The sequence below is a fragment of the Clostridium sp. genome (assembly GCF_050717545.1).
In the GTDB taxonomy this organism is placed as follows: Bacteria; Bacillota; Clostridia; order Clostridiales; family Clostridiaceae; genus Clostridium_AD.
This window is the reverse complement of record NZ_JBOITN010000008.1, coordinates 195,254-211,460: the sequence shown is the minus strand read 5'-3', so window position 1 is coordinate 211,460 and position 16,207 is coordinate 195,254. Positions and strand designations below refer to the sequence as shown.

At 28.7% G+C, this 16,207-nt stretch carries 14 protein-coding genes; 8 read left to right on the top strand and 6 right to left on the bottom strand.

The window, feature by feature from the left end; translation table 11 throughout:
• Nucleotides 1-49 precede the first annotated feature (49 nt).
• Nucleotides 50-1,147, top strand: a complete 1,098-nt coding sequence (locus ACREVX_RS02270; protein ID WP_431542478.1) for an NADH:flavin oxidoreductase — start codon at nucleotides 50-52, stop codon at nucleotides 1,145-1,147.
• A 6-nt stretch (nucleotides 1,148-1,153) separates the two neighbouring features.
• Here the strand turns inward: ACREVX_RS02270 and ACREVX_RS02265 are convergent, their stop codons facing one another.
• From ACREVX_RS02265 to ACREVX_RS02255, 3 genes are read right to left on the bottom strand one after another with little or no spacing between them, the layout of a single operon-like run.
• On the bottom strand, nucleotides 1,154-1,405 hold the full coding sequence (locus tag ACREVX_RS02265) for a DUF1361 domain-containing protein (RefSeq protein WP_431542477.1): 252 nt from the start codon (nucleotides 1,403-1,405) through the stop codon (nucleotides 1,154-1,156).
• Nucleotides 1,375-1,494 (bottom strand): DUF1361 domain-containing protein, encoded by a 120-nt coding sequence (locus tag ACREVX_RS02260; protein WP_431542475.1) that lies wholly within the window; start codon nucleotides 1,492-1,494, stop codon nucleotides 1,375-1,377. The genes ACREVX_RS02265 and ACREVX_RS02260 overlap by 31 nt, the downstream gene beginning before the upstream one ends.
• 50 nt (nucleotides 1,495-1,544) lie before the next feature.
• On the bottom strand, nucleotides 1,545-2,678 hold the full coding sequence (locus tag ACREVX_RS02255; protein WP_431542474.1) for a hypothetical protein: 1,134 nt from the start codon (nucleotides 2,676-2,678) through the stop codon (nucleotides 1,545-1,547).
• Nucleotides 2,679-2,844: 166 nt separating this feature from the next.
• On the opposite strand from ACREVX_RS02255, the gene ACREVX_RS02250 reads away from it, so the two are divergent.
• The 5 genes from ACREVX_RS02250 to ACREVX_RS02230 all read left to right on the top strand — a co-directional run bounded on the left by ACREVX_RS02250 (nucleotide 2,845) and on the right by ACREVX_RS02230 (nucleotide 11,342).
• Entirely contained in the window at nucleotides 2,845-3,852 is a 1,008-nt protein-coding gene (locus tag ACREVX_RS02250) for a Wadjet anti-phage system protein JetD domain-containing protein (RefSeq protein WP_431542473.1), read from the top strand.
• A gap of 47 nt (nucleotides 3,853-3,899) precedes the next feature.
• Nucleotides 3,900-5,516 (top strand): hypothetical protein, encoded by a 1,617-nt coding sequence (locus ACREVX_RS02245; protein ID WP_431542472.1) that lies wholly within the window; start codon nucleotides 3,900-3,902, stop codon nucleotides 5,514-5,516.
• Nucleotides 5,517-5,528: 12 nt separating this feature from the next.
• On the top strand, nucleotides 5,529-6,245 hold the full coding sequence (locus ACREVX_RS02240; protein ID WP_431542471.1) for a DUF6063 family protein: 717 nt from the start codon (nucleotides 5,529-5,531) through the stop codon (nucleotides 6,243-6,245).
• Entirely contained in the window at nucleotides 6,238-10,641 is a 4,404-nt protein-coding gene (locus ACREVX_RS02235; RefSeq protein WP_431542470.1) for a hypothetical protein, read from the top strand. The genes ACREVX_RS02240 and ACREVX_RS02235 overlap by 8 nt, the downstream gene beginning before the upstream one ends.
• A 98-nt stretch (nucleotides 10,642-10,739) precedes the next feature.
• Complete coding sequence (locus tag ACREVX_RS02230) at nucleotides 10,740-11,342, top strand: hypothetical protein (protein ID WP_431542469.1); 603 nt, start codon at nucleotides 10,740-10,742, stop codon at nucleotides 11,340-11,342.
• A gap of 104 nt (nucleotides 11,343-11,446) precedes the next feature.
• Here the strand turns inward: ACREVX_RS02230 and ACREVX_RS02225 are convergent, their stop codons facing one another.
• Both ACREVX_RS02225 and ACREVX_RS02220 read right to left on the bottom strand, forming a co-directional pair.
• Nucleotides 11,447-12,046, bottom strand: coding sequence for a P-loop nucleotide/nucleoside kinase family protein (locus tag ACREVX_RS02225; RefSeq protein WP_431542468.1), 600 nt, complete (start codon nucleotides 12,044-12,046; stop codon nucleotides 11,447-11,449).
• Nucleotides 12,047-12,147: 101 nt separating this feature from the next.
• Entirely contained in the window at nucleotides 12,148-12,561 is a 414-nt protein-coding gene (locus tag ACREVX_RS02220) for a YkvA family protein (protein ID WP_431542467.1), read from the bottom strand.
• 253 nt (nucleotides 12,562-12,814) lie between these two features.
• On the opposite strand from ACREVX_RS02220, the gene ACREVX_RS02215 reads away from it, so the two are divergent.
• The gene (locus tag ACREVX_RS02215; protein WP_431542466.1) at nucleotides 12,815-13,243 is read left to right on the top strand and encodes a MarR family winged helix-turn-helix transcriptional regulator; all 429 of its coding nucleotides are present in this window, start codon (nucleotides 12,815-12,817) and stop codon (nucleotides 13,241-13,243) included.
• A 2-nt stretch (nucleotides 13,244-13,245) separates the two neighbouring features.
• Complete coding sequence (locus ACREVX_RS02210; RefSeq protein ID WP_431542465.1) at nucleotides 13,246-14,637, top strand: MATE family efflux transporter; 1,392 nt, start codon at nucleotides 13,246-13,248, stop codon at nucleotides 14,635-14,637.
• Nucleotides 14,638-14,702: 65 nt separating this feature from the next.
• Here the strand turns inward: ACREVX_RS02210 and ACREVX_RS02205 are convergent, their stop codons facing one another.
• Entirely contained in the window at nucleotides 14,703-16,157 is a 1,455-nt protein-coding gene (locus ACREVX_RS02205) for an MBL fold metallo-hydrolase RNA specificity domain-containing protein (protein WP_431542464.1), read from the bottom strand.
• Nucleotides 16,158-16,207 lie beyond the last annotated feature (50 nt).

The following is a 16,207-nucleotide window of genomic DNA, read 5'->3' as shown; positions in this document are numbered from 1 at the left end:
ATATTGCTATTTAATTTATTAGGTTATTATATTTAAAAAGGAGAAAAAAATGAAATTATTATTTGAAGAAGCTAAATTAGGAAAGATTTTATTAAAAAATAGATTTGTTAGAAGTGCTACGTGGGAAAATATGACTACAGAAGATGGTCATCTCACTAAAAAGCTTTTAAATATATATAAAAACTTAGCAACATCTGAAGTTGGATTAATTATAACAGGATATGCAAATATCATAAAAGAGGAACAACCTAACCATGGAATGATGGGAATCTATGATGACACTTTCATTGATGAATATAAAAATTTGACTAAGTTAATTCATAAATTTGGTTCGAAGATAATAATGCAAGTAGCGTATGGTGGAACAAAAACAACATATAATGTTGGGAAAAGATTAATCTATGCTCCAAGTGAAGTTGCCCAGAGGAGTACAGGTGTAGTAGGAAAAGTTATGACTAAAGAGGATATAGATCTTGTAATAAATGCTTTTGCAGATGCAGCACAAAGAATACAGAAATCAGGCTTTGATGGTATAGAGATACATGGTGCCCATTCATATTTAATAAATCAATTTCTAAGTCCTTATTATAATAAAAGAACTGATGAGTATGGTGGAAGCTTAGAAAATAGAATGAGATTTTTAATAGAAATTTATTACAAGATAAGAAAAAAAGTTGGGAATGATTTTACGATACTAGTAAAACTTACTTCCAGTGAATTTTTTGAAGGTGGAATGACATTTGATGAAACTAAGTTAATCTGTAGAAAACTAGAGTCCATTGGCGTTGATGCTATAGATATTACTGGCAATATTCATGGTAAAGCTAATTCAATGGTTGGCGAAATATTTGACGGCTATAAATTGCAAAAGGAAGGTTATTTTGTTGAGTATGCCAAAGTAATTAGTAATGAAGTTAGAATACCAATAATTACGGTAGGTGGATTTAAAAATATAATCAATATAGAAAATATCTTAAATGAAAGTAATATCGATTTTTTTGCTCTATCAAGACCTTTGCTTTCAGAACCTAATTTAATAAAAAGATGGAAATCTGGAGATAGAAAGGCAGCTATCTGTCTTAGTTGTTCTAAATGCAGAACGAACGAGGGAAATTATTGTGTTGTTTTCAATAAAGCAAACAAGTGAATTCATCTAATTAGAAGTTTCTTCCATAATCCTACTAAACGAAACATAGAGCAGGAACAATATCAAAATAAATCCAGCAAATGCAAACATAAATTCAATTGCGAATATATTAATATTAGTGAATATATTCCTAAATAAAGACAATGGCATAAGTAAATCGCAGCTATTAAATCTTAGAAATCTTCCAATATAAACTGCAAAGCCACTTAATAAGGATACTCCTGCGATTAAGAATACCCAGCAGTTGCTTGATGCCACACTAATTCTTCACTGTGTATATGAATCATATCAGTAACCATATACACAGAATTAGGAAAAAATATAAGCCACAGTACCGAGCACACCATTCCCCACCTATTAAAAATAATTATACAACTACGGCATAACTCTAACTACTCTACTCTATGAATTTAATATTATGTGCATTAAGTATTTCTTCAACATGCATTTGTTGTTTTAATACCCAGTCAATAACATTGTCTAGGTTATTGCCATTTGTAGCTTCTATATCAAAAGAATAACTTTGACTAATCTTCTCTAAAAAATCTTTATTTAATCTATCATAAAATACAAATTCAACATTTAATTTTTTTAGTTCACGTACTATGAACCTGAGTTTACTTTCTAAAGTTTCACCATATCCTAAGGAACAATCTAAATTTTCCTTATACCTTGATGATGCAAATAACGATAATCCATTATCGTACAATCTATAAAATTGTAAAATTTCATTTGTTTTATAGAACGAAAAATTAGTATAATTCCTATCCATCTGCCTTGTTATAACATCAAATAACCCCATTTTGAGTACATCTAGTTTAGTCTTACTAGGAGACTTAATCTTTAAGAATAATTTATAAAAATCTTCAAAGCTTCCTTGGTCGAGTCTAATTAAAACATTTGCAGGAATTAAGTCTTTAGTTTCATCTATTACCGAGAAACATAGACCTCTGGGCAATGCCCCTGCTGGTGAACATTCTATACCTAATCTCTTTGCTATTTCATAAGCTAACTCTTCTGATATATTATCATATGAATTAGTTTGTAGTCTTTCCTTAACCACACATAAATTCCCTTTAATTCTTGCTAAGTCTTTATTACATGCTCCATCAATATTTAGTCTTGTCTTTGTTTCATTTAACTTTATTACATCAAAAGAGTGGTTTATTACCTTACCATCATCTATCATTATTGATGCCCAAGGTGAACATTCCTCATAATTCTCATCTTCATTAAATGCTAACCATAATTTATCTTTAACGTTTATTGCCCTAGTTGCTATAAGCACCTTAAAATATAAATCTTCTTCATCTTCCTTTAAATCTAATGATGCTAAGAATGAATTAAATCCAACTTGGCTTACTGGTCTTATTCTATTTCTAACCCATTTATCAAAATGGACAGAGTCCATTATATTTTTATCTCTCATATCAAAAAATAAATCTAAATTTATGATTTCCATTGTTCTATTATCTATATCAATTTCTGCAACTGTTTTATCATAATATTTTAAATAATAATATCTGCTCATACAACACATCACTCCCATACATTTATTGTATCATAATTTGTCACAATTCTATGTTGTTTTTTAAACTTAAAATAGATGAATAATATCCATTCCAAACCTAAATGAGTGTGCTTTTATCACAAATCATTGTATAATAGAAGATATCAGATTATATAAGGAGACTATAATGAAGGATCTAAGAAATCTCAATAAAAAAAGGATAGATATTGATGAATTACGACAATATCTTAACATATCAGAATATATAGAACTAGCACGTACAGTCGCGAATTTAATTAATGATGAAGTTATAATGCCTATAAAAAGTAGTAAGCTAAATGGCAAAAAACCTGCTTTATATAATAGATATACAATAATAGATGAGAAAGAAGACATATCTATGTATATATCTGAATTATCATATGGTATTAATATTAGGTTAGATAAAACTTATTATATTAAAAACATTGATAGATATAAAGATGATAGAAAATTCATACTTTCTTTGAGTAACTTTCTTGACACGCAAATGATTCTGCTTAATACACAAGTATCAGCCAATGAAAGAAGTTTTCAAATTTGGGAAAGAGAAAAGTTTCTTAACCGCGAAGGTGGAAAAAGAATACTCAAAAACCTTAACTTATCCGCCCATTTTCTAAATATTTATGATACTACAGAGCCTCTTTCCTATTATTCTTATAGTAAAAACTCACCACAAAAGATATTAATACTTGAAAACAAGGATACATTTTATAGCATGAGAAAACATCTTATTTGCGGGAAAAGCAGAATATTCGGTGAGGAAATATCTACATTAATATATGGTGGTGGTAAAAATATATATAGAACCTTTGAAGATTTCGAGGTTTGTGCTGAGCCATATCTTATAGATAAAGATAATGAAATTTTATATCTTGGAGATTTAGATTATGAGGGTATAATAATTTATGAGGGGTTATATAAAATTTTTAAAGATGATTTTAATATAAAACCCTTTGTTAAAGGCTATGAATTTATGATAGATAAATTTACTAATGAAAATATAAGTTTACCAAAAACAAAAGATGGGCAAAATAGAAATATAGGACAAGTATTTACAAAAGAATTTAGTAAGTTGTATAGAGATTCTATTATGAATATACTTACCTCAAATAAATATATTCCACAGGAAATATTAAATATTAGTGATTTTTGAGAGATAGTACATATTAAGATTCTTAGAAGAGTTGGGAGGATTTAAAAATGCGAGTAGATTTTCTTAAAGATTTTAACGCACGAATGAAAAAGGTTGGAGCTTATGTTCTGCTTTGCAAAAATAGTATGTTTAAAAATACATGGAAGAATTATGGCTTTGAGGAGACTCATGAATACATAAATTTAATTTTTGCAGTTATGCTTTACATAATGGAGGAGTCTTTAAAGGATGAATTCTGCACTATGGATAATATAGGCAGTTTCATTGATGATATTAATATGAAATACTTCAAAAAACCCCTAAGTTATGAGCAGTGTAAGGACCTTGGTGAGTTCATTGTAAATATAGTATTGTGTGATGAAGGTAAAGCAATGTATTTTAAAGGTTTTGACTTTAAAGAAGGAGAATACGCTGATATATACATAAGTTTTGTTTCTAATAAGATAGTTTATATTGATGATGTTGTAAAGAGAACTTCTTATTATTTAACAGATGATGGCTATTCCCTCCTTTTATCTACTTTAGAAATTGAAAGCAACATGAAACTCACCATTCATGAAATGATTTTTAAACTTCACCTAGAAAAAGCTAGTTATGATAAGGCTGTAGATGATGTTAAGAATATATTTAATCTTCTTCGAATACAACTTCAAAAAATGCATGATGCTATAAGGAGAATAAGGCAAAATGCTCTTAATTATTCTGTAGACGAATATAAACAATTATTAGAGGGTAATATGGACTCTTTAACTGCAACAAGAAAGAAATTTAATGAATATAGAATTATGGTTAACCTTAGAATACAAGAAATTAAAGAGAAGGGAATAAATATTAAAAAGCTTAATGAAAAGGAACTTGAAAACTTAAAATTCTTAGGAATAATTGAACAGTATCTTGGCCGTGCAATTGAAGAGCAGCAAAAGATATTAAACTCTCATTTTGATTTCAAAAGCGTTTATTCAAAAGAATTAGAAGAAATGGCCTCTATGTCTCTTATAAAAAGATTTAATATTGGATCAGATCTCTACGACAAAATCAGTGCAGACAGCTCAAAATTAGGTTCTATCGATTATATTTTAAGATCTTTATATAGATCACCTATTAATAAAAAGTATAATCTTAATAAATGCTTGCAGTATCAGAAGCCTATAAAAGCAAAAGAACTTGAAGAAGATGAATTGGTATCCTTTGAGGAAGGCCATTGGATTGAGGAAAAAAGAGAAAAAGCAAAAATAAAACTAACGAAATACAAAAATTCTTTAAACTTAATTCTAGAATTCGCCTCTGAAAAAGGAGAAGTATCTCTTAAGGAAATATCTCAAAAACTTAAGGAAGATCAAAATACTCGTGAAGTATTAATACCCACCGTTGAGATATTTAGGGAAATAATAATTGAACTTTTAAAATATAATCATGTTGATATATCTGAACTTAAGAAAGAAAAAGAAGAAACTATATCAGTAAAAGAAAAGTTTGAGTTTGAATTAAATGAAACTATATTAGACTTAGTCCAGGACAATATTGAACTCAATGATATTAAATATATTTATATTTCTAAAGTATTGCGCAGCGAAGAAAAAATTAAATTTTACGGACTTCCAAGCGACAAAGGTATAGTTAAAACTGTTATATGCTCAGACGTGGCTTTTAAAGTAGAAAGGTAGTGATGAAACGATATGTACAATACATACGATATAAATACTAGCAACAAAATATTTTATTACTTAATTCAAAATGGTGAGCTTTCAGAAGAAAAGGAGAAAGATTTTTTTAGAATATATTCTGAAAGTGAACAGATAATGAATTTAGTCAAAAGCCAAGGGGAAAGCTGTAACTGCAAGGTTGAAAAATACAGTGGGGTTATATATCTTATACCAAATGAGGACAATGACTTTTTAGGATATTCTAAAGGAGAACTAAAAAAAGAACTCTGTAAGTCTAATAGCAATGATAAGGATTACTATCTATCTCAGTTTGTGATACTTACTCTATTAGTTGAATTCTATGGCTCACAAGGTAGAACCAGCAAGTGCAAATATTTTCTAAAAGGAGGAGAACTTTTAAATATAATAAGCAATAGATTAAAAGAAAGCGTAGAAAAAGAGGACTTAGAAGAGGTACAAATCAAAACAGGTATTGCCTACGCTAATATTTTAGAACGTTTTGAAGCACTTAAAAGTTCTGATAAGCAAACCACTGCCAGAACTACTAAAGAAGGATTTATATATACTATTCTTAACTTTTTAGAGAATCAAGGACTTATAAATTATGTACCGGTGGATGACATGATAACTACAACTTCAAAACTAGATAATTTTATGGATTGGAACATATTAAACAAAAATAACTACAGTAGAGTAGTTACAGCTTTTGGAGGTGAAATTAATGAGTAAAATAAATGCTATTAGGATCATAAACTTTAATTATAATAACAATTCAATGAAAATAGATGATGAGACATTTAAGCTGGGTGGAGAGAGTACCCTTTTGAGCCTTAGAAATGGTGGGGGTAAGTCTGTAATGGTTCAGCTAATGATGGCCCCTTTTGTAAATAAGAGGTATAGAGATTTAAAAGATAGAAAATTCAAAAGTTACTTTACTCAAAACTCACCAAGCTACATATTAACAGAATGGGTTTTGGATGGTGGTGTAGGTTATGTGCTTATTGGTATGATGGTTAGAAAAAGATTAGTCTCATTAGATGATGATTCCGGGGAGGATTTAGATATTATAACCTTTATACATGAGTATAGGGAAAGCAGCAAATATGATATTAATAATTTTCCAGCAGTTGAAATTGAGAAAAATATTAAGAAAATAAAAAGTTTTATGAGCATTAAGAGTTTACTTGAGGATCTTAAAAAAGATAAGAACATAAACTTTAATTACTTTGATATGACTACGCCATCACAGACTAAAAATTATTTTGATAATTTAAGGCAGTACAAGATAAATAATAAAGAATGGGAAAGCATAATAAAAAAGATTAATATGACAGAATCAGGGTTATCGGAGCTTTTTCAAGAAGCTAAAAATGTATCAGGTCTTGTGGAGAAGTGGTTTATTAAAGCTGTAGAAGATAAGATTAATAAAGATGAAGACAAAATAAAGAATTTTAGCGAAATAGTTAAAAAATACATATATCAATACAAATATAATCAATCCAAAATACAAAAAAAAGATGCTATTGAAGAGTTTAAAATCTGTGCAAAGGAAATATTAGATGTTGCAGAAAAATGCAATGAGCATAAAATTTATAGTGAAAGTTTAAAAAATAAAATAGCGAGTCTTATAAAATATCTAGAAGACACTTTAAATTTAGAAAACCATAAAAAAGAAGAAGTCCTAGATAAAATTTCAGAAATAGAGTCCTATATTAATGAAATTAAGTATGAAAAAATATCATCAGAGATTTACAGACTGTACGGCACCTCTGATAAAATAAATTCAGACATTGAACTAGCTAAGCAAGACGCATTAGATACTCATTCCAAAATAGCTATTCTTGAAAAAAAGAAAAGCATACTAGAATGCTCAAAGTTATATGAGGAATATGTTAAAGCATCAAGGGATGTTCAAAAGCTTGAAAACCAATTAGAACTTGCAAACGAAAAAAATAAGGATTTACAACCAGAAAGAGAGAATACAGGGTTTAGTTTGAAAAAATATTATCAAGGCCGCGAAAAAGAAACCTCAAATCTTTTACAAGAAAATGATGGGAACATAAAGTCTACAAAAGTAAATATAAATGATATTAAAAATGAAATTGATGAATTAAATATGCTCCTTCAACAAAAAAGTCAGTTAATAGGTGGACTTAAAAGTAATATAGCATCATTTTCGGTAAGTGAAGAAAATTTTAACAATAGATATAAAAAAGCTTTTACTCGAAACTTAATGGGTTATTGTAATGACAATTTTATAAATAAGCAGTCTTTATCATACAATGAAAGTCTAACTAAAAATAGTGAAATTCTTTCTAAAAGTAAAAAGTTAAGTCAATTAAAATCTATGGAAGTTAAAGTTAAAGAAAGAGAAAAAGAAGATGTTTCACAAGAAATAAGCAATATATCTCATGAACTTACCAATATGAAAAAAGAGAGAAATATTTTCCTTAAAGAAATAGAAAACAGAAAACACATTATAAAATACATAAATATAGATGAGAGTAAACTTTTCGACAAAGAGTATATAATAAATGAATTTAACAGTAAAATTAAAGTTTTAAAAGAAGAAGAAAATAAATTAATTATTAAATTAAATAAACTTCAAGAAGAAAAGAAAAAACTTCAAACAGGAAGAACACTTGAAATTTCTAAAGAAATGGAGGAAAAACTTCACCAAAAAGATATAACCATAATATATGGTATTGATTGGCTTAAGAAAAATAAACACAGCGAAAAAGAAAATATAAAATTTATAAAAGATAATCCATTTTTACCATACTCTCTAATTATGGAGCCTGAGGATTTAATAAAACTTCAAAAGGATGATCTAGGCATTTTTACGTCTTATCCTATTCCTATAGTAAAAAGGGAGAGTTTAACTAATAAATCTAGTGAAAAAGTTAATAGCTTGTGTTCTCTAAATGATATCACATTTTATGTTTCATTTAATAATAAACTTATAAATGAAGAAGAATTAAAAAAATTATTAATTGAAAAGCAAGGTGAAATAACTTCATTAGATGGGTATATAACTCAGAAACTAAGCGATATTGATTTTTATGAAAAAAGCCGAAGTGAAATACAATTTTCTGTTTTAGATAAAGAAACTTATGAAAATTTAGAAAAACACTTGTCAATAAATGAAGAGTTATTAATATCAAAGAAAAATAAACTTAATAATATTCGAGATACCATAAATGACATCAATATAGCTATAGAAAAGGCATATAAAACTATAAGAACCCAGGAAAGTAAATTACAACAGCTAACAAGAGAAATAGAAGATTTTAATTCATTGGTAAAAAGCTATGAAAAATATACTTTTGATAAGAAAAAGTTAGATAACCTTTCTGAAAATATAATTGGACTTAATGATGATAAAAAAATTAAAGAAAAAAATAAAATTAACTTAGAAGAGTCATTGTCAAATCTTCAAGAAGGATTTAGAAATTTATTAGGAAAGTTAGAAAAAATTCATGATAACGTAAGTAAGTACAATCAATATAATCAAGGTGAAATTTTGCAAAAGGATGTGGAAGACTTAGAAGCTAGATATGATAGTTTAACTAAGGAAATCTCCACTGATATTAAACTTTTAGAAGAGAGCTTGCAAGGTGCAAATGAACGATTTATAGTTAAAGAAAGAGATCTAATAGCCAAAGGGAAAGAATATTGTTTAAATGAAATTGAATATAGAGAAGTAACCTATGACAGATTTAAAGAAGAAGAAATAAAAGCATCATTAAAATCATTTGATGAAGCCAAATATAAAATCAATAAAACCATAAATGAATTAAATATAGAATATGCGAAAATTGAAACAACTATAAAAAATCTTTTACAAAAGATGAAAGATGATTTTAATAAAGAAACTCCAAAACCAAAAGAAGAGATACTAGATATAGATTTTAACAAAAGAACCTTTGCGAAAAATCACGAATTAGAACTGGCAAAAAAAGAAAAAACATTAACAGAAAATGCTATAAAAAAACTTGAAACTAATTTTTCTAATTTAGAAGAGTTTAGCGATTTTGTTATAACTACCACGCTTTCAATTGATGTTGAAATTCAAGAGCTTAGCAAATATAGCGGAGAACTTAGGCGGGACTATAGACTTTCTTTAGAAGAAGAATCAAAAAAGAGTCTTGATTTAAGTAATGAAATAAACAGAGTATCAAGAAAACCGCTGTTTTCAAATGATGATTTCTTTAAAAAATCCTTAGAAATCATTGCAAAAAGTATTGATAAGCCTGATATTGTAATAGAAAATTTAAATATTACGCTAGCTGCGCACAATGCGTTAATGGCAAAACTTCAAGCAGACATTGATTTAATTACTAGGGAAAAAGATAATGTATCTCAAAGCATTTACGAATATGTTTTAGAAGTTCATACTAATTTAGGGAAAATTGATAATAACTCTTCGATTAAAATAAGAGATAAATATGTAAAGATGCTTAGCATAAAACTACCAGAATGGGACTCAAACAGTGAACTTTATAGATTAAGAGTTAATGATTTTTTAGAAAGCCTTACTATAACTGCACTTGAAAGACTTCAAAACAACGAAAATATAGAAGATTTAATATCTAAGAGCATTAACACACGTGATCTTTATAATGAAGTTGTTTCTATAAGCAATATTGAGGTTAAACTATACAAAGTAGAAGAAGATAGACAAATTCTATTGGGTTGGAATGAAATTGCACTAAACTCAGGGGGAGAAGGTTTTCTTTCAGCTTTTGTAATATTATCAAGCTTGTTATCTTATATGAGAAGAGATGAGACAGATATCTTTGCAAGAAATGAAGGCGGAAAAGTTATCATAATGGATAACCCTTTTGCTCAAACTAATGCAGAGCACTTATTAAAACCTCTTATGGATATAGCTAAAAAAAGTAACACTCAACTTATTTGTTTGTCAGGACTCGGTGGAGAATCTGTGTTAAATAGATTTGATAATATATATGTACTAGATTTAATACCCTCAAAACTTAAAAGCGGGTTAAAGTATTTAAAATCAGAGAATATTAAAGGTGAAGAATTCATAGAAAATATAGTTGCTTCGAGATTTAAATTAGAAGAAGAAGAAGTAGCAATTGATCAAATGGAACTTTTTTAAAGTTAAGTAACACTCTTTTATTTTCAACATATTATGTAGAAGGTCTACTCTATTTTGTTTCTTATACCTAACTTTTATAATAAAGGAGTACTTATAATATGAAAGCATACGATAACCGTGACAAATTAAAGCTGATAAAAAGGTATTTTATACTTAATATGTTACAAGATCCATCTTGTTTTATAAATATTAATAAAGCATCTAAAAAAGGCTCAACAAATATCAAACAAGAAAACAGATACACAAATAATTCATCTACAGAATTTACACCGGAAGTTCAACAAGAAATCCCTGAAAATGATTCAGAATTTATGCTCCCTATATCTGATAAATTAAGTATGGCAAAATTTCTTATTACTTTAAGACTCTTACAACGAACACGTTATAACAAAAATATTGACAAAATATCTAAAAACAACTCAATAAATATTAATCATGAAAATAAGACAACTGAAATTAAGTCAAGTTTGATTAATAATTTAAAAAATAAATTTAATCCAAGCTTTACGTTTTTGATTCGACAAGTAACTTTTGGAAATATTTCAGATTTTATAAATACCATGAGTGAAATTAATACTACTACCGATGGCATTTATGAACCTTACGAAAATGAAAATACCGATTATTTAGAAAGCTTAATGCAAACGCCGCCCATTATAATAGAGGAAGAAGATATAGATATAGTTAATCCTAATGAATAACACTTGCATAGATTAACAAAATTAAATTTAATTAAGTTTAATAACATTTCAAACATTGACTTAACTCCAGTTAAGTCAATGTTTTTAACATGTTGTTATATTATTTATTTTCTACCCGTTGATTCTTCAAGTATACATATTGTTTTTGTTAAGGAATCTGTGAATTCTTCATCAGAAGAATTTTTGAAAATAAGCAGATCATCTTTTACACTAGGATCATCCAACGGAATAGGAACATCGAAATTAATACCTTCAATATATTCATTCCAATGCTCAAGTTTCCATGTATCCCTTTCAGAATTCCTATCGATCATTCTTTGCTGCGTTACTACAATTGAAGTTTCTACCCAAATAACGACTAAAGATGCATTCTTATCTTTTAATATTGCTTTTAAATTTTTGATATAGTTCAAATCTCGTATTTCTTTTGTAAATGGTGCATTAATTAACACAATATCATCATAATTTAAGGCTTCCAGTGCAATCGCTACTATTGTTTCGTATTCATAATCACGTATAATTTTATTAAAAAAATCTGAACTTCTATTGTATTCTTCACCTGCTGCAGCAAAAATTTGTTTCGATAGTGTTATGAGTGTATCCTTATCAAGATAGACAACATGTTTTAATTCCTCTGCAAGCTTTTTTGCGATATAAGTTTTTCCACTTGCTGGTGGAGATGTTACTAAAATTAGTTTTTTCACAACAATCCTCTCCTAATCAAAAAATATTAATTATAGTTTTTTTTATATAACGCTTATTATGCCCTTTTTCCTGTTTAATAAGTTATATTCCTGTAATTACGCTATATTATTTTTTTATTAATATTTTTATCCACATATTCTAATAGGCTTTCATCGTATTTCCCAAACAAATCCTTTAGCTTTTTTTTTGCCTTATGTTTTACTTTATCATCAATAAACATACAAACCGTTCCAATAGCTAATATCAACACTCCAAGATCATCAGTATACCCCATTGCAGGAATTATATCTGGAATTGCATCCAATGGTGAAATAAAATATCCCAATGAACCAATTATTGCTGTTTTTGCCCAACGAGGTGTTGTGGTTTTTTTAAAAGTGTAGAATAATAATAACCCGGCATAAACCACACTAATTCCTGCGGTTTTTGCTGTATTCTTTATTTTAGTAAAAAATGAACCCTCTGAAAATTTTTTAGCATATCTACTTACATCTAATATTTTATTCTGTTTCATATTCTTACCTAACATAGTCAACTAACACCGCCTTTAATTTTTTATCTCCTTTATTAATAAACTTAATAGAATATTAATTTATATTTACCTTTATTTTACCATATAAAAAGTGAAAATTATAACCTTCTGCGACAAAAATGAATATAATTTTTCAGTAATGTATCTTATAGTGACTACTACAAATAATAGTTGCCTAAGAAACTACTATGATGTATAATAGTTTCTTAGGCAACTATTATGAGAGGATGAAAATATGCGTGAATTAATAGGAAGAAATATTTCAATATTATATAGAAATGAAAATAATTTTATAGATGCTAAGCTTAAAAAATATAATCTAAATAAAGTTCAAGCGGAAATATTGTTATTTTTAAGGGAGAATAATGGGGCTAACCTAACCGACATAAATGAATTATTTTTATTTAATAAAGCTACTATAACAAAAATAATCACCCATCTTGAAAACTATAATTATGTTAATAGAGTAGTTAGTGAAAGTGATAGACGAGAAAAGGGCATATATTTAACCGATAAAGGAAGAAATATATGTCCTAGCATTACAGAAGCCTTGAAAGGATGGGAAGACATTCTCATTGATAACATTCCTAATGCTGATATTGCAAAAATAAGAAGTATGCTAGCCAAAATGGTAGATAATATAACCATATTAAAGGAGAATTAACAATGAAAGACAATATGTATAAACTAGGGAATATGGATATAAAGAAGCTGATAATAAAAATGTCATTGCCAGCAATGTTATCTATGATTGTGCAAGCACTATACAATGTTGTAGACAGCATGTTTGTTGCAAAAATATCAGAGAAGGCACTTACGGCTTTATCCATATCTTTTCCAATACAATTGATAATAGTATCAATATTTGTGGGGCTTGGATTGGGAATTAACTCATTTATGTCAAGAAAACTAGGTGAGGGGAACAAAGATGTTGCTATAAATACGGCGGAACATGGATTTGCAATAGGTATTGGTTTGTGGATTATTCTTGCGATTTGTTCGACATTTGTACCCGAAATGTTTTCTAAACTGTTTACAGGCGACCCTGTTGTTATTAAGTATGCAGTACAGTATACTAGAATTATTATGCTATTTTCATTTGGTAGCATTATAGCAGAAGTGTGTATGAATATTTTAAGATCTACTGGTGACATGTTAAGTTCTATGAAAATACAATTATTAGGTGCAATAACCAACATTGTTCTTGACCCAATCCTTATTTTTGGATTGCTATTCTTTCCTGAATTTGGTGTACAGGGGGCAGCACTAGCAACGGTGATTGGTCAAATATGTGCTATGCTGTATTCACTTAAACTCGTACTAAGAAACAATAATGGACTAAAACTAAATTTAAAGAAATTTCATTATAGTAGCAACATCACAGTTGAAATATTCAAAGTTGGAATCCCTGCTATGTTTATGACAATGTTAGGATCCATAATGGTATCTGGTATCAATTTGATTTTAGCAGGATTTTCTGGAACTGCTGTTGCAGTATTTGGCGCATACTTCAAATTACAGTCTTTTATATATATGCCTGTATTCGGTTTAACTCAGGGGATCATGCCTATAATTGGCTATAATTATGGCGCTAAGAATAAGCGTAGGGTCCTGGAAACTGTCAAGTATGGTTGCATATTTGCATGCGCAATAATGTTGGTTGGTACAACTATATTTGTAATATTCCCGAGGCAACTGCTTATTTTGTTTAGCAGTACACCACAGATGGAGGTAATTGGGATTGAGTGTTTGAGAATTATCAGTATAGGTTTTGTGTTTTCTGGAATTGTAATAGTTCTTTCTACGACTTTTCAAGCGCTTGGTAAAGCAAACGCAAGCCTTGTTATATCTTTTGCAAGGCAGATTATTATTCTATTACCATTATCATTTATTCTAAGTAATTTAATTGGATTAACCGGAATATGGATAGCGTTTCCAATATCAGAAGCAGTTGCTTTAATAATTTCGGGGTACTTTGTAATTAAAATATATCGAGAAAAAATTCAAGATTTAGATGTGGAAATACACGTTGCTAGTAACTGCAATTTGATAGAATAAATATAAAATTGCTTCAGCTGGTGCTTTAAACTAATATAAACCCAATAAGTTATATTGGGTTTTTACTATTTTTCATCATCTTCATGTTTTATATAATGTTTATCAGTTTTATCAGTTCTATTAGTTTTTTCGTTAATGTAGAATTCCTCGCCCCTTTCAACTATTCTAGAGCTGTAACCCTTAGAATCCAATAACTGCTTAAAGCTCTCCTGTGCTTCTTTATCTCCATGAACAAGCAGAATTTCCTTTGGTTTTTCCATAAATCCTTCTATCCAATTGAATAAACCGTTTCTATCAGCGTGTCCTGATAACCCCTCTAAATTATAAATATGAGCTTTAACAGCAATGAGTTCCCCAAATATTTTAACCATTTTTGCACCACCAACTATATTTTTGCCTAAGGTACCTTCTGCTTGATATCCTACAAAAACAATTGACGATTCTTCTCTCCACAAATTGTGCTTAAGATGATGTTTTATTCTACCTGCATCGCACATACCACTTGCAGAAATAACTATTGCATTTCTTTTAACTTTATTTATTTCAACTGAATCATGTGCAGAAATTGAGAATTTCAAACCATCAAATCTAAAAGGATATTCCCCCTTCATTACAAATTCTTTAGCCTCTTCATCATAATCCTCATTATGGATTTCAAATATCTTTGTTGCTTGAATAGCTAAAGGACTATCGATGTAAACTTTAATATCCTTCAATTCATCATTTTCTACATATTTATTTAATTCATATAAAATTTCCTGAGTTCTCCCCACTGCAAATGAAGGTATAATAACATTTCCTCCTCTTGCAAAGGTCTCCTTAATTATTTTCAATAAATCCTTTAAATCTTCCACAATCTCAGGATGAACCCTATCACCGTATGTGGTCTCTATTATCAAATAATCAGCATTATTAATGATGGTTGGATCTTTTAAAATCGGCTTATTTATATTGCCCAAATCACCACTGTATACAAGTTTTACTTCTTCTTCATGTTTTTCCGTGATATATAATTCAACAATAGCCGAACCCAAAAGATGCCCCGCATCTCTAAATCTTATTTTTAACCCTTCAAAAACCTCTGTAATCTCATCATAGCGAACTGCTCTAAAAAGATCAAGCGACATCTCAGCCAATTTAACTGTATATAGTGGTTCTAAAGCTTTTAATCCTCGGCGTGCTCTTTTTCTATTTTTCCACTGAACCTCAAATTCATGAATGTGTCCGCTGTCTGGAAGCATAATACTACATAAGTCCTTTGTTGCTTCAGTTGATAAAATTTCTCCCTTAAATCCCATCTTATAAAGTAGCGGTATTCTTCCACTATGATCTATATGGGCATGTGATAAAATCACATAATCTATTTCTTTAGGAATAAAATCAAATTCCTCATTTCCAATTACCTTTTCATCTCTGCCCTGATATAAACCACAATCAAGCAAAACAGTCTTTCCGTTTATGTGTAAAATGTGACATGAACCTGTAACAGTTTTTGCTGCTCCATAGAATTGAATTTTCATAATAATCCTCCTCTTCATCATGTAATAGCTTCTTAATATACTGTTAAGAG

Excerpts from the sequence above, each read along its gene's own strand:
- ACREVX_RS02270 (WP_431542478.1), top strand. The coding sequence starts at position 50 with ATGAAATTATTATTTGAAGAAGCTAAATTAGGAAAGATTTTATTAAAA.
- ACREVX_RS02260 (WP_431542475.1), bottom strand. The coding sequence starts at position 1,494 with ATGGTGTGCTCGGTACTGTGGCTTATATTTTTTCCTAATTCTGTGTAT.
- ACREVX_RS02255 (WP_431542474.1), bottom strand. The coding sequence starts at position 2,678 with ATGAGCAGATATTATTATTTAAAATATTATGATAAAACAGTTGCAGAA.
- ACREVX_RS02250 (WP_431542473.1), top strand. The coding sequence starts at position 2,845 with ATGAAGGATCTAAGAAATCTCAATAAAAAAAGGATAGATATTGATGAA.
- ACREVX_RS02245 (WP_431542472.1), top strand. The coding sequence starts at position 3,900 with ATGCGAGTAGATTTTCTTAAAGATTTTAACGCACGAATGAAAAAGGTT.
- ACREVX_RS02240 (WP_431542471.1), top strand. The coding sequence starts at position 5,529 with ATGTACAATACATACGATATAAATACTAGCAACAAAATATTTTATTAC.
- ACREVX_RS02235 (WP_431542470.1), top strand. The coding sequence starts at position 6,238 with ATGAGTAAAATAAATGCTATTAGGATCATAAACTTTAATTATAATAAC.
- ACREVX_RS02230 (WP_431542469.1), top strand. The coding sequence starts at position 10,740 with ATGAAAGCATACGATAACCGTGACAAATTAAAGCTGATAAAAAGGTAT.
- ACREVX_RS02220 (WP_431542467.1), bottom strand. The coding sequence starts at position 12,561 with ATGAAACAGAATAAAATATTAGATGTAAGTAGATATGCTAAAAAATTT.
- ACREVX_RS02215 (WP_431542466.1), top strand. The coding sequence starts at position 12,815 with ATGCGTGAATTAATAGGAAGAAATATTTCAATATTATATAGAAATGAA.
- ACREVX_RS02210 (WP_431542465.1), top strand. The coding sequence starts at position 13,246 with ATGAAAGACAATATGTATAAACTAGGGAATATGGATATAAAGAAGCTG.
- ACREVX_RS02205 (WP_431542464.1), bottom strand. The coding sequence starts at position 16,157 with ATGAAAATTCAATTCTATGGAGCAGCAAAAACTGTTACAGGTTCATGT.